The sequence below is a fragment of the Clostridium sp. Marseille-QA1073 genome, assembly GCF_054863625.1.
On the sequence record NZ_JBSVQM010000001.1, the window covers coordinates 333,539 to 347,463 of the forward strand.

Annotated in this window: 9 protein-coding genes and 2 pseudogenes; 3 read left to right on the plus strand and 8 right to left on the minus strand. The window is 25.8% G+C overall.

The window, feature by feature from the left end; all coding sequences use genetic code 11:
• Positions 1-18 precede the first annotated feature (18 nt).
• Positions 19-1,785, minus strand: a pseudogene (locus tag ACY1IQ_RS01475) (M3 family oligoendopeptidase).
• Between the two features lie 392 nt (positions 1,786-2,177).
• Between ACY1IQ_RS01475 and ACY1IQ_RS01480 the strand changes: the two are divergent.
• Together ACY1IQ_RS01480 and ACY1IQ_RS01485 are read left to right on the plus strand one after the other, a co-directional pair.
• Complete coding sequence (locus ACY1IQ_RS01480; protein ID WP_461612276.1) at positions 2,178-3,473, plus strand: ATP-binding protein; 1,296 nt, start codon at positions 2,178-2,180, stop codon at positions 3,471-3,473.
• A gap of 2 nt (positions 3,474-3,475) precedes the next feature.
• Complete coding sequence (locus ACY1IQ_RS01485; RefSeq protein ID WP_461612277.1) at positions 3,476-4,315, plus strand: response regulator; 840 nt, start codon at positions 3,476-3,478, stop codon at positions 4,313-4,315.
• 253 nt (positions 4,316-4,568) lie between these two features.
• Here ACY1IQ_RS01485 and ACY1IQ_RS01490 read toward each other — a convergent pair whose 3' ends face one another.
• Positions 4,569-5,441 carry a 50S ribosomal protein L11 methyltransferase gene (locus ACY1IQ_RS01490; protein ID WP_461612278.1) on the minus strand — a complete coding sequence of 291 codons (873 nt, stop codon included), beginning with the start codon at positions 5,439-5,441 and terminating at the stop codon, positions 4,569-4,571.
• Between the two features lie 71 nt (positions 5,442-5,512).
• Here ACY1IQ_RS01490 and ACY1IQ_RS01495 point away from each other — a divergent pair.
• Positions 5,513-6,091 (plus strand): annotated as a pseudogene (locus ACY1IQ_RS01495) (PTS sugar transporter subunit IIC); the annotation flags it as partial.
• A 339-nt stretch (positions 6,092-6,430) separates the two neighbouring features.
• Here the strand turns inward: ACY1IQ_RS01495 and ACY1IQ_RS01500 are convergent.
• From ACY1IQ_RS01500 to ACY1IQ_RS01525, 6 genes are all read right to left on the minus strand, one after another.
• Positions 6,431-6,838, minus strand: coding sequence for a DUF3785 family protein (locus ACY1IQ_RS01500; protein ID WP_461612279.1), 408 nt, complete (start codon positions 6,836-6,838; stop codon positions 6,431-6,433).
• Between the two features lie 552 nt (positions 6,839-7,390).
• A complete protein-coding gene (locus ACY1IQ_RS01505; RefSeq protein ID WP_461612280.1) occupies positions 7,391-8,734 on the minus strand; it encodes a hypothetical protein in 1,344 nt (447 codons plus the stop codon).
• Positions 8,735-8,824: 90 nt separating this feature from the next.
• Positions 8,825-10,231, minus strand: coding sequence for a HAMP domain-containing sensor histidine kinase (locus tag ACY1IQ_RS01510; RefSeq protein WP_461612281.1), 1,407 nt, complete (start codon positions 10,229-10,231; stop codon positions 8,825-8,827).
• A 4-nt stretch (positions 10,232-10,235) separates the two neighbouring features.
• Entirely contained in the window at positions 10,236-10,937 is a 702-nt protein-coding gene (locus tag ACY1IQ_RS01515; protein ID WP_461612282.1) for a response regulator transcription factor, read from the minus strand.
• Between the two features lie 347 nt (positions 10,938-11,284).
• Positions 11,285-11,842, minus strand: a complete 558-nt coding sequence (locus ACY1IQ_RS01520) for a hypothetical protein (RefSeq protein ID WP_461612283.1) — start codon at positions 11,840-11,842, stop codon at positions 11,285-11,287.
• A 1,213-nt stretch (positions 11,843-13,055) separates the two neighbouring features.
• Entirely contained in the window at positions 13,056-13,463 is a 408-nt protein-coding gene (locus ACY1IQ_RS01525) for a hypothetical protein (RefSeq protein ID WP_461612284.1), read from the minus strand.
• Positions 13,464-13,925: the final 462 nt, after the last annotated feature.

Consider the following 13,925-nt stretch of genomic DNA (forward strand, 5'->3'; position numbering starts at 1 on the left):
TTGTAATTTTTTTCAAATTTATTTACTCAACTCTATGAATTTTTCAATATCCTCTTCAATAACTTTTAATGAGCTTCTCCAAAAGTCTATTGAATGTACATCTATATTCATTAGCTTAGTGAGCTCAGCTATATCCATTTTTCCTGTTAAGCTCAATAATTTATCATATTCTTTTATAAATTCTTCTCCTCTTTTTAGATAATCTGCATATAATCCCTTAGCAAATAATAATCCAAAGGCATATGGAAAATTATAGAAGCTTAAGCCAGCACTATAATAGTGTCCCTTGCATAACCACATATACGGATGTAAATATTCTTTATCTAAACCATCACCATAAGCTTCAAGTTGGGCATTAATCATAAGTTCTTTAAGCTCAGTACTACTTAAAGAGCTTTCTTCTCTCCTATTAAATAAATTAGTTTCAAATATATATCTACTTAATATATCCACAATAACTTGAGTACTATCACTGATTTCCGCTTCTAAAATTGAAAAAGCTTCTTCTTTACTAGCAGTTTTAATAGCAGCCTTTTTAATTATTGTTTCGCAAAATGTTGATGCTGTCTCTGCTATAGGCATAGGATAATCACTGTTTAAGATGCTCTCCTCTTTTAAGCACTCTCCATGATAACCATGTCCTAGTTCATGAGCAAGAGTAACTACATCACTAAAGGTATTTCCATAGTTAAGCATTAATCTACTTTCTCCTAACATATGAAGTCCAGCACAAAATGCTCCTCCAACCTTACCCTCTCTAGGATAAACATCTATCCAGTTATTATCAAAAGCTTTTCTCGCAAAATCTGCTAACTTATCACTAAAAGTTCTAAAGTTATCTTCAACAAATACTTTGCCCTTCTCATATTCAAATTTCATATCTACATTACCCATAGGAGCAAATAGCTCATAAAAAGGCAATCCATTTTCATATCCTAAAAGTTCTGCTTTTCTCTTTAAATATTTTCTAAAAATAGGTAAGCTTTCCTTCATTGCTGAAATCATAGCATCTAAAGTCTCTTTATCCATCCTTGAATTAAATAGTGTTTCCTCTAGTGGAGATCCAAATCCTCTTAATTTACAAACAGTTATAACTTCACCTTTTATTCCATTTAATGAAGCTGCTACTGCATCCTCTATTTTTTCATAGCCTTTAATTTCTGCTTCATAGGCTTTTTTTCTTATATCTTTATTTTTATCATAGGCTAAATTTCTAACTACTGATAATGGAAGTTGTTTTATTTCTCCCTCTTCTTCAATATCAACTTTTAAATTGGAAACTAAAAGCTCCATCATTTTATTCCAAGCTGAAGATCCACTATTACTCATTTTAGCAATAATACCTTCTTCTTTATCACTTAGTAGGTATTTACTTCTTTTAGATATTTCATTTAAATAATACTCATGTTCTTTTAATAATTGGGAATCTTCAATTATATGCTGTAAATTTTCAATAGAACCTATAAATTTATTTATTTTAGCCAATGGTTCAGCTGTTTCACTATATTTATTTTCAAGTATCTCTAAATTTTTAGGGCAATTTCATTTTTAGTATCTACATAATATTAAGTGAAGCATAGCTAATAATTTATTAAATAAAGTAGTCATATTTTTATAGAGAGAAATGTACTCTTCTAAAGTTTTTTTCAAATTACCACTATAACTTAATTGATTTCCAAAATCCTTAAAACTGTGGATATAATCCTCTAATTTAGCCATATCTTCTTTAAACACAATACTTTCAAAGGAATCATATAGTTCCTTTAAACTCCATTTATGCTCCATTTTTTCTCCTCCAATTCAATATAACTTTAGGTTAGAATATTTATTAAATTAGTCTATTATTCTAGTTTTCTTTAAGTATATATCAGTATCCTAAAAAATAACTAGTAAAAATTTAAATGAATATTTTATATCATATAAATATGACTTTTTTAATAATGCAGGATTATGAATCTAATCTGTAAGTATATAGTATGAGAAATAAACTAGTAGTTTAATCTTATACTCTCTAATTACTACGCATATATATTAAATCCCTTTTATTATATATTAGAAAGTTTATAAATATATTTAAATGTAAAAATTTATTTAAAAAGCTTATTAAAACTATAATAAATTTTATGTTAAAATTAGCATAAATGTATTTCTAAAGTAAAATTGGAAAGGATAAAACCATGTATATTAATGATCTTACAAATAATAAAACCGAAAAACTGAAAAAAAGCATTATTGCCTCTACTTTTGTATCTATTGCAGCCCAAATGCATATAAACTTATTATTAACTAATTTTAAGATATCTATAGCCATTATTTTATTTCCTATCTTTTTATATATTTTTGAAGACTTAGATATAATAATAACTACTATTTTTTCTGCATTTGGTGTGTATTTTTTAAGAGTACTTGTGCATTTTGTTAATACTGGCGTTTATCAAGATATTCTGTATGCATATTTTCCTGAAATATTTTTTTATCTTTCTTATGGTATACTTTTCAGCTTTTATAAGAAATTTAACTCTAAATTTAAAATTAAGAAAATTTTTATAAGTTTTGTAATTATTGATTATTTAGCTAACTTAGTTGAAATAACTATAAGATTAGGTCCTGGTATCTTTGATTTTAAAATTCAACAAGGTATTTTGTTTGTAGCTATAATACGTTCTTTTCTAATTTGGGTCTTATTAACGTCTTTAGATTACTATGGAATATTTCTTTTAAAAAATGAACATGAGCAAAGATATAAAAAACTCTTATGGGTTACTTCTAAGCTTAGAACAGAGATATTTTGGATGGAGAAAAATATGTATCATATTGAAAGCACCATGACCACCTCCTATAAGCTTTTTGAAAAAATAACCGATAATGAAGATAGCGAAACTTGGGCAGATTCAGCTCTTACAATAGCTAAGGATATACATGAAATTAAAAAAGAATATTCTTTAGTAGTAAGAGGTGTTAAAGAGGCATTGGAAGATAAATTAAATGATAATGGTATTTATTTTAAAGATATTATGAAGATATTAAAGGAAAGTATGGAGAAAGAAGTGGAGTTCTTAGATAAAGACATTAAACTCTATTTTTATTTTGAAAGAGATTTTTTTACTAAAAAGCATTATTATCTTATGTCTATATTTAGAAATATAATCATGAACGCTATTGAAGCTATTAAAGATAAAGATAAGAGTAACTCAATATGGTTTAAACATACTGAAAATGAAATGTACCATATATTTAAAATAAAAGATACTGGTTCTGGTATAAAAGATGAACATCTTAGCTTAATATTTTCTCCTGGCTTCTCTACTAAAATAAACTATACTACTGGTGAAATTAATAGAGGTCTTGGCTTAAGTTTAGTAAAAGATATCATAACAAACGCATTGCAAGGAGAAATTGAAGTAAATTCTATAATTGAAGAAGGAACTACTTTTATCATACGAATTCCTAAAAATGTATTGGAGGAAATTTAATTATGAGATTTTTTTTAATTGATGATGATATAAGTATAATTAATATATTAAAACTTATTATTGAAGATAGAAACCTCGGAAAGGTTATTGGTTATGCAACTAATGGTATTGATGGTTTTGAAGATATAAAGGAATTAAAGCCTGATGTAGTAATTGTAGATTTGCTTATGCCCTATAAAGATGGCATTACTATAGTAAAATCTTGTAAAGAATCCAATTTAAAAATTAATTTTATAATGCTATCTCAAGTTACTTCAAAGGATATGATAGCAAAAGCCTATGAAAACGGAATTGAATTTTATATTCAAAAACCTGTAAATGCTATAGAAGTTGAAAATGTAATTAAAAAAGTAACAGAAAATATAAATATGAATAGAACTTTAGGTAAGATTCAAGATTTATTTGTAACTGAAACACCTCTAAATATAGAAACTCCCAAAAAAGATAATACCTACATAAACAAATTAAAAAACATACTTCAAAAGCTTGGTATCATGGGTGAACTTGGCAGTAAAGATATCATTTTAATTATAGAATATTTACAGAAACATAATGAAACTATCTCAGATTACACTTTAAGAGAGCTTTGCAGCAAGTTTACTGATAATCCTAAATCTATGGAGCAACGGATTAGACGTGCTGCTACTGTTGGAATGATAAATATAGCAAATTTAGGCTTAGAGGACTATATGAATGAAACATTTATTGAATATTCTAACGGGCTGTACAATTTTGAACAGATAAAAAAAGAAATGGATTGTATCAGAGGTAAAACCAATATTCACGGAAAAATTAATATAAAAAAATTCATAAACGGTATAATTTTTTATAGTGAAAGATAATACTTATGCAATTGAAAATTGACGATTGGCAATGGATAATTGTGGATAATTTTCCTTACGGAAAAAGTTTTGAATTGATTTCTTTTTGAAATGACATAGTCACTTTTATTTTAAAAGACTATTAAAGAAATTAATTTGTAAGAATTAATTTCAACCATAATTGTCAATTGTCCATTCTCAATTCTCCATTGATTAAAGTTGTGAATTAAACATCCAAGAGGTTAGCTATATTGACTTTTTAAGTAATTTATCTCTAAATGAAGTCCTTAATCAATATTGAAGTGCACCATTCATTTGTTTGCTTTTTATCAAGAAGTGTATAACCATATTTATTTACTTCAGTTATAACAAGATCAAAGGTCCACTCTACAAGACCAGATATCAATAGTTTTCCACTTTTTTTCATATGACGATCTATAAAGTCCATAAACATTTGTGTTTCTTCTCCACCAATATTTATAAATATGTAATCATAGCTGTCTATAAGAGTGATTTCATCATCTAAGGCATTACCCACTAAAACATCTATGTTTTCTAACGAGTTTAAGGAAGCATTTAGATTTATTTCTTCTTTTACATCTCTTATATCTATGGAAGTTACTTTTTTAGCATTTTTAATAGCTGAAGCTATTGATAATATGCCGGAACCTGTACCAATGTCTAAGACAGTCTTATTTGTAAAATCTTCTTCTAATATAAAACGAAGGCAGTCTTGAGTTGTCTCATGAAGTCCTGTACCAAAAGCTCCTTGTGGAATAAAGTTTATTTTGTTTTTTCCTTCTACAGTATAATCTGGAGATGCAATTATCCATCCATTATTTAAATCTATTGGTTCAACATTTTGATTAAACTCAACATTTTTTATTTCAGTTATAGATACATTAGATAAATTAAGAGTACTTGCTACTATACTTTTTTGTTTTTTTGCCTCGTTGTAATTTTCACTTTCTACAACAATATTGAAATTTATTTTTTCATCTTTATTTTCGTAATATCCATATCCGTAATCCGTAGTGGTTATAGTTATTGGAGTTTCATAAAATACATTGTATATATCTACAATATATAATTTCTCTGCTGCTTCTTCAGCTTTTGAAAGAGGGTAATCAAAAGTAAGTTTATACATAAAAGTGTTCCTCCTTATTTGTTTATCTTTAGTATTGACATTATTTTTTAGTTTCTTAACTACAATGAGGTATTGCTTTAGGCGTAGATCCTGTAGTTAATGCGACTTTAATCAATATTGGAGAAATGATTTCTATAGCAGCAGAGCAATCTCCTTATTTAATGGGATTCCTACTAGGCGGAATTATGAAAATGATTTGCACATCTCCATTAAGTTCAATGGCATTAACTGCTATGCTTGACCTTAAGGGTTTAGCAATGGGTATTGCATCTATTGCCTGTGTAGGTGGTTCATTTACAAACGGAATGATTTTCCACAAATTAAAATTAGGAAATAAAAGCAATGTTGTCGCTGTAATGCTAGAGCCTTTAACTCAAGCACATATCGTAACTGCCAATGCTATACCAATATACGTTTCTAACTTTTTTGGTGGTGGACTTTCAGGATTAGCAGCTGCACATTTTAAAATTATAAATAATGCTCCAGGAACAGCTTCTCCTATTCCTGGGTTATTAGCACCTTTTGGCTTTAACAATCCTCTAAATGTAGTTTTAGCAGTAGGTCTTAGTGTTCTAGGTGGATTACTAGCTGGTGAAATTGGAAGTAGAGTATTTAAAAAACGAAAGCTCCTCAAAATATCAATACTATAAATGAGGTTGCATAGACTTTATATAATTAAAAATTTATAAAAATTTTGAAGGCTTCTCTTTTGTAGTAGAAGTCTTTAATTTTATATATTAAAAATTATCTTTACCTTGCCAAGAATAGTAATTTCATATATATAAGTTTAAACTTCCGAACAATGTTCACCCCTACAAAATACCACCTATTATTAAGAATTAAAAATAAAGAATTAAGGTTAAAGCTCCAATGCCTTTGAAGTTTTTTAAGAAATTCGCTAAAAGTGAATTCCTTCCTTAATTCTTCATTCTTAAATATTAATTCTTAATTTTTATACTTGATATCTATAACACTTATGTAATATTTTCTTACATATCACATTGCTCTATTTCTACCATCCATGCTCCACATTCTTTACATACAATTATACTTACTATAAAATCATTATCTATAGCTTTTCTCTTATATAGGTCAGTATATATACCTTCTTCATAATCCTTTGAAATAGTACTTATAATGTATTTATTGTTTTTAGTAAATACGAAGAAGTGATATTCTAGAAAATCATAATGTTTTCTACCTTCTCCCTTACCAGCCTCACATACATCACAACGTCCATCAAAATATTCTAAATCAAAACTAACTTTATCACTGTTATTTAAAAGTTCTATAAGGGTTTCATACTCAAAGCCTTCAATGTTTTCATCATAAATATATTCAAGGTTGTCTTCTTTTAGCTCATATTCTCTATTTTCAAAGTTAAATTTATATTTCATTGTAAAATCACCTCATATAATATATTAAGTATATTATATATTTTTATATAATCATTTATTAAATTCTCAATTTATGTATATTTACATAAAATAATTATTCAAATCATAGGAAAATATTTTATAAATTATATATTAAAGTTCCTAAACAACTTTATATAAAGAAAAACTGTAATAAGATCACAGTAATATAATGGCTGTATATAAACAATAAAAGTTTAAAGAAGGAAATAGTATTATTTTCTATTATTTTATAAGCTAAAATAATTAATTTATAAAACAAATAAAAATACTATAAGAAAAAGCCCTATTAATATTGCTAATGATATTGCAGTAATTTTCCAGCTTCCAGCTGTGATAAATTTATTAGGATCATATCAACTCTTTCTACATTGATCTTTATTCTTTGATGCTTTATTAAAAGAATTTAATGGCATGCTATTTCCTCCTTATGATTTATCTAATATATATCAAATTTTTAGAAATTAAATATTAATAATCTAGAATAAAAAATTAAAGACTCTTATATTTAAATATCTGCATAGATTTCAAATGCTAATAAGTAAACTTAGTATAATTATTAACCTTCCATTGTTTGTTTTCTTGTTCTAAACATATAGATTTTGATATTTCTTTTACTTCATCTTTATTATCACTACTTTTCTTCCAGAATGTAATTTTATAAGTGTAGGTTACATAACCAGCATTTTTTTCTGTTTTCTCTAGAACAATATTATATACACTTAAAGTTTCTTTCTTAGAGATATATTCACTTAATCTATTTATATATTTCATATCATTTATTAATGTAAGCCGTGCATCACTAGTCATACAAGATGCTAGTGAATCTTCAAGCAATTTAGCAACCTCTTTTTTGTTTTTGCTGTTATTTCCTAACGTCCTCATTAAGTCATATTCCTTTGATCCTACAGTATAAAACTTATTTATAAATTCTCTAGCTGCCTTATCTATTTTATCTTGTTCATTTTCAAGAGTCACTTTATATGTCTTTTCTTTACAATTATACTCTGAAGGTATCTTTGAAGGTATTGATATCATAGCAGTTTTTTCATTATTCCAGGTTATAAAAGACGCACCAATAAGATTTTTGGCTTTTATAACATTTCTACCATCTTTAATATAGCCAGAAATTACAGGTACTATATTTTCTTCAATTATTGTAACATCTTTAATTTTTCCTTCACTAAAAGTCCCTCCATAAATATTTACATTGCCAGTACTATCTTTAAGTTGGTAATAAATTATTTTATTTTCATGTGGAGATAAGCTATATATTGGTATCCACATGCCCTTTTCATTTCTCCCGCCTGCTATTAATTTATTTATTGAATTTTTGGAAGCATTATAATAAAATATTCCTATACTTTCATTATAAATCCCCCTAAAAATAATATTACCATCCTTTAATACATTGAAATTGCATATAAAATCCTCTTTTTTAGGTAGTGTAATTACGGATTCAACTTCTTTCATATTATCAGCTTTTACCTTATAAATACCTTCCTTATCTGATGCAGCATTAAAATAAATATTTTTTCTATCATCACTTTGAGTTTGAAGATTATATGGTCCATCTTTTCTTTCCATATTCAACAATTCCAATTTTTCACCAAAAAGTTTTAATTTTACCATATCACCACTTTTTCCTAATTCTTCTGGAATAACACTATATGATGGTTTGTAGGTAGCATCCCAAAATTCTCCATCAAATATCTCTTTTTCTTCTATTAATTTCTTAGTTATTTCTAACTGAGAATCTTCTTTAGAAGCTTGCGATAGATTTTCTTCTAAAATTACTGCATTATCTTTTAGATGTGTACCACATCCACTAAGAAACACTACAATTATACTTAGTAATATTGTGATTCTTTTTTTCATTTTTAAATCCCCCCAAAATTTCAACACTTCTTATATAAATTTTAGCTTGTATATATTGCCATAGTTTATCTACTTATTGCCAAAGTATTGCTAATTTAAAGGGATTTTAAATTTTACTAGTTTAAATTCATTATTTATATCCTCTATGGTAAAAATACCTTTGTGAAGTTCTATTATATTTTTACATATACAAAGCCCTAATCCCCTACTTCCAACTTCTTTTTCTTCATTATCTGCAAATTTGTTTTTAATATCAATCTCATAGTAATTATCAATAATATTTGCCTTTACTTCTATAGTACTATTAGACTTACCATATTTTATACTATTATCTAAAAGGTTAATTATAACTTGTTTTAATTTACTTTCATCTCCATAAATATATATATTATCCTGTACATGATCCTCTATATCCATATTATATTTATTTGCTTTAAAGCTCATATGATAACACAAATTCTCTAATAGTTTAGAAAAATTGAATCTTTCAACTTCTATCTTTTTATGGTCAAAGGAATCTAACTTTGATATTTCTAGAAGTTCTATGACCATTTTTTCTAATCTGCCGCTTTCATCTTTTATATGATTTATGGCCTTTTTTGAAAATTCCTCATCACTAAATTCTTCTTCATTAAGAATTTCTGCATACCCTGATATTGTGGTAAGAGGAGTTTTTAATTCATGAGTTACATTATCAAAAAATTTTTTTCTATATGCTTGAATTTCCTTTAAAGTTTCTATTTGGCTTTTTATTTTATCCTTCATGTTTATAAAATCTTCAGAAAGTTTTCCTATTTCATCCTGGGACTTTATAGAAATCTCTACATCATAATTACCTTTAGCAACTTCTCTAGAAGCCTCACTTAATTTCATAATTGGATTAGTTATTTTTATGGACAAAAGATAGGAAAAAATAAAAATTATTGTAAAGGTTATTACAACAATTATTCTTACTATATTTAAAAGATTATTATTTCCCTCATATAAATAGGTATAGTCCTTACTAAATCGTACTATCCCTAAGAAATTTTTATTAATATATAATGGATAAGATAGATTTACAATGGTTTTGTTTTCTATATTATTCACTAAAAAAGAAAGCTTGTCTTGTTTTGCCATATTTAAATCTTCATTACTTCCTAAAATTACATCCTCTTTAAAATTAGGAAAAACAGTAACATCTTCACCACCATAGGAACTATTCAGTATATTACCATCTTTATCATATAATGAAACATTACAATTATTTTTATCACTAAGTTCTACTATTATATCTGTTGTATTATCTTTAAAACCTTTTTCACTTATCTCTATAGAATTTAAAACAAAATACTGTGTTATATAACTTTGAGAGTTTTGATAAAGAATCATCATCTCTTTACTTAAGATTACTTTGTTGTTTTTCTCTATATTCTTACTTATAAAAAAATTTAATATATAAAAAGCTATAGAAAATACAGCTAAAAATCCTATCAAAAACTTATATTTTAACTTCATGACCTTACCTCATCTTATATCCAACTCCAAATATAGTTTCTATAATAGAAAGATTGTTTTTATCATCCAACTTTTTTCTAAGCCTTTGAACATGGACATCAACAGTGCGAATATCTCCATCATAATCCATAGTCCAAACACTATCTAAAAGAGTTTCTCTCGAAAAAACTCTCCCTTTATTTTCACTAAATAGCAGCAATAAATCATATTCTCTCGGCTTTAATTTAATTTCTTCGCCATTCTTTTTTACTATTCTGCTTTTAGGTATAATCACAATATTTTCTGATACTATGATATCCTTCTCCTGATATTTTTCTATATAATTATTATTAAAATTTTCTATTCTTCTCAATGCTACCTTAACTCTTGCTACTACTTCTCTAATATTAAAAGGTTTTGTTATATAATCATCAGCTCCCATTTCAAGTCCTAGAACCTTGTCCATAATATCGTCTCTTGCAGTAACCATCAAAATAGGAATCTTATATTTTACTGTTATTATCTTGCAAATTTCAAAGCCATCAATATCTGGCAGCATAAGATCCAATATTATTAAATCTGGTTTAAAACTTTCTACTAAAGCCATACCTTCCCTTCCATTTAATCCATATACAACTTCCATTCCTTCTTTTCTAAGGGAATAGTACATTATATCAATAATTGATTTTTCATCTTCTATAATTAAAATTTTATTCTTATTAACCATGTCCCCACCCCATAAATATCATTATCATAATTTTACAATAAAGTTATTGCCAAAGTGTATACTTGTTGGGTTTAATAATAAACGCCTTCAGTAACTGCTTAATTTATCCAATGCTCATTTACTTAAATACCACATTAGCTTATGTAAGACTTTATACATACTAGCTAATATTCTCATTATTAATAATCTTTCTGTTTCTAAAAAAACAAAAAAGATTAGATTACCTAATCCTTTTATACTTTCGTTAATAATTACTTTTTCTTCTATAACTATTCTTTTTCCCCTAGCTATTTATCTTTTCTATTCTATACATGCTTTCATCACTACTAATATTACTCTCATTATTATTATTTGCATTGACCACTTGTTGTTTTTCTAAGACTAACTAATGATTTTTCCTTATTTATAATCAATGTTACAAAAATTTCATATGCATCTGAATCAAATCTTAAATATGTAATTTCATTTTTATCATCAATTACTTCCATGACAGTTTCTCTGTTGTCAACAACTTCTCCATCTTTTCCTTTTGTATATATATCTCCTATCCTAGTAAAAAAATTAATATTTTTAGTTAGTATTTTTATCTTTATATATTGTTTTATTTTAAGATTTTCCGGGCTAACATTGCCAAAAAAGTATAGCTCTTTACCATCTAACCACACTTGAAAGTCTCTATTTGCTATTACTTCATTTCCATATTTAAAATGGATAATATGCAACTTAAAAGTTTCTTCAGGAATTTTATAAGTCTCTTTAATTTCCTTTTCTTCAATAACACTTTTCTTCTCTGGTTTAAATATAAAATAAATTAAAGCTACCATCATAACAATAAAAGGTATAGGGTATTTAACTATAAGTCCTATTACCAGTAAGATAAAAAATCCTTTAATATAACATCCCATTTTTAAAATCTCCATCACAATTATTATTGATATTTTTATAAAAATTTATATATTCTATAACTTGTCCATTAATGTTTAACCATGTTTAATTTTTTTTTAACTTTAATGTAACATCTTTTCTTACCTTATTGAATAAACTATCATAATAATTGGACAACTCTTCTGAATATTTTTTATTACCTTTAATAATCTAGTATATTTTAGCTCTTTCTCCCATAGTTCTTCCCTAACTTTTTAGATTTAGTTTTCCACTATATTAAATAAAAGTTAGCATTAAAATCAAAAATAATAATCTTTTAATTTCTCTCTTAAATTCTAAATTGCTATATCGAATTTATCATATATTTACAATGATTTCAATAGTTTCATAATTTAACAAATACTATTCTATAGAACATTTTTATTTATATATCAAGCTTAAACTCTTTTGCAATCTCTTTAAATAAATCAAAACCACCTTTAATATAGATTATTTACTAAAAATCTATATTAAAGGTGGTTTAAAATTTTATAAATGGAAAATTAATTAAGCAAAAGCTTATATATCGAAATTCAAGCCTATTCTTAATATTTATATTAATTTTTATAATTTCTACATATTATAAAATTCATTGATTTATAAAACTTTGAAATTTATTCTTCAAATCCTTCTGGGAATTTTGCATTATGATATACGTTTTGAACGTCATCGTCATCTTGGCCCAGAATCCTTGAAATCACTTGGTTTGCATGAATTTTTAACAATTTTATAAATGTATGTATGTCATTGTAAATAGTTTTTATAAATCTTAATGTACATAAAATATATCATTATCAAAATTAGAAAACAATATATTATTTATTTCTAAACATTCTGCATAAATGATTAACTTTCTCATCAATTGAGATTGTATTGAGTTTTCTGTGTAACCAAGCAAAATAATATTACAAAGAGTATTTACATATTAATATATTTGTAATTAAAAAAGGATTATTAGATACAATTTCTAATAATCCTTTTGATTTATACATCATATGTTAAGGTTCAACCAAGTAAACGAAAATGGTGGAGAATTACAAATTGCATTTAAATACATCTTATGTTAAGGTTCAACATAATCAGAAAACATCAAAAGTTTTTAATACTATCAATTTAAATACATCTCATGTTAAGGTTCAACAAAAGAGAACTTGTGATTTTCAGTTCCCTTTTTGCTTTAGTTGAATTATTTTTCTATTTAAAATTGTTATTAAATGTTTCAACTATTTTATCCTTATCTTTATGTTCATCGTAGTTAAGCAACATGAACCCATCTTTATAAAGCACTGGCATATTTTTGCCCATTAAAGATACTTCCCCATCTTTTGCTTGTTTGACATATTCTTTCCCATTTTCTAACAAGTTCTTATTATCATAGAAATACAATTCAACTGTATCATCGTTTATATCAAACTTAATTCCGTTATTTGCTCCAATCATTTGATACATAACTTCTTTATTTTCTCCAACTGTCATTCCAGCTTCAGCAAATGATTGCTTTATAGAGTCTATTGTGACATCTTTAGCTTTAGAATTACCACATCCAACTAATAAAAAAAGTATAGACATAGAAATTATAATTGCTGATAATATTTTTTTCATAAATTCTCCCCCTTTTATGTACTTTTATGTACATAAATATCTCAACATTTTATACAATTTTATACAACCAAGCATTAATTATAGCTTTAATTCCTCTATTTACACAGAATATATTATTAATGTAAGATTAATAAATAGATAATTAAACACATATAGTAAAAAAATTCCTACATAATTATATATAGCTTTATTCGACACTTTATTTTATAGTATCCACATTGATGGATAAAGAATATTTAGATTTTTTATAATAAATTTATATATCCCTACATAGTAAAAGTAATCACCATTTCATTGATAAATATAAAATAGAAATTCATTATGAGAAAACTCCTAACGAAAACACTACATTTAATATATTTAAAGTAAAAAAGGACTATTAGGTACAATCCTAATAATCCTTTTTATTAATTACATCATATGTTAAGGTTCAACTAGGAATCTAATTATCCATATATAACA

Excerpts from the sequence above, each read along its gene's own strand:
- ACY1IQ_RS01500 (WP_461612279.1), bottom strand. The coding sequence starts at position 6,838 with ATGAAATATAAATTTAACTTTGAAAATAGAGAATATGAGCTAAAAGAA.
- ACY1IQ_RS01520 (WP_461612283.1), bottom strand. The coding sequence starts at position 11,842 with ATGGGATGTTATATTAAAGGATTTTTTATCTTACTGGTAATAGGACTT.
- ACY1IQ_RS01490 (WP_461612278.1), bottom strand. The coding sequence starts at position 5,441 with ATGTATAAACTTACTTTTGATTACCCTCTTTCAAAAGCTGAAGAAGCA.
- ACY1IQ_RS01480 (WP_461612276.1), top strand. The coding sequence starts at position 2,178 with ATGTATATTAATGATCTTACAAATAATAAAACCGAAAAACTGAAAAAA.
- ACY1IQ_RS01505 (WP_461612280.1), bottom strand. The coding sequence starts at position 8,734 with ATGAAAAAAAGAATCACAATATTACTAAGTATAATTGTAGTGTTTCTT.
- ACY1IQ_RS01485 (WP_461612277.1), top strand. The coding sequence starts at position 3,476 with ATGAGATTTTTTTTAATTGATGATGATATAAGTATAATTAATATATTA.
- ACY1IQ_RS01515 (WP_461612282.1), bottom strand. The coding sequence starts at position 10,937 with ATGGTTAATAAGAATAAAATTTTAATTATAGAAGATGAAAAATCAATT.
- ACY1IQ_RS01525 (WP_461612284.1), bottom strand. The coding sequence starts at position 13,463 with ATGAAAAAAATATTATCAGCAATTATAATTTCTATGTCTATACTTTTT.
- ACY1IQ_RS01510 (WP_461612281.1), bottom strand. The coding sequence starts at position 10,231 with ATGAAGTTAAAATATAAGTTTTTGATAGGATTTTTAGCTGTATTTTCT.